We start from the raw sequence: 558 nt of genomic DNA, 5'->3' as shown, positions 1-558 counted from the left end.
AAGGATGAATCGATTGTCCGCAAAACGCTGGATTCGCCTGCGTTGGAACGTACAGTCCATTTGATGGTTATGAAAAATCGCTATTTAGCACCTGCAGTTCAATGCTTCTTGGAAGAGATACAACGCAACTTTGCGCCGGGGCACATAGCAACAGAAGTAATATATAGTATGGGTAAGGGTGAAAAAGAGAAGTTAGAGAGTAGTAATCTTTAAGGTAAGGAGGTTCGTGCCATTTCTCTACTTTGTATCTATTCATGAAGTTCATAGGTATCATCGGGGTATTTGCAAACTTCGCAAAAATCATGAGAAAGTTCAATAATAAGATGAAAGAGGTATCAATGAGATGGAACAAATCAAAGCTATAAAAACCGAAATAGGTGAAATTCATGGAAGAGACGCGATCTTCCTAGATGATATTCAATTCAATTATCAAAAGAATGAAGTTAAATTAATTGGTGAGATAAGTGGTTCACTATGTACAGAATCGGAAAATGATGAGTTTATTGGATACGAGTTGCTATTCAAGAAAGTTTATTACTTTAATATGGTTGAGTTAGA

2 pseudogenes are annotated in these 558 nt (G+C 36.2%); both read left to right on the top strand.

The annotated features are described in order from the left end of the window. A pseudogene (locus BBG47_RS30520) lies at positions 1-213 on the top strand (hypothetical protein); the annotation flags it as partial. 130 nt (positions 214-343) lie between these two features. Continuing rightward, positions 344-558: pseudogene (locus BBG47_RS28380) on the top strand (hypothetical protein); the annotation flags it as partial.

This window comes from Paenibacillus sp. KS1 (assembly GCF_001680695.1).
GTDB classification, from domain to species: domain Bacteria; phylum Bacillota; class Bacilli; order Paenibacillales; family Paenibacillaceae; genus Paenibacillus_B; species Paenibacillus_B suaedae.
Note: the sequence above shows the minus strand (reverse complement) of the source record. Positions and strands in the feature narration are given on the sequence as shown.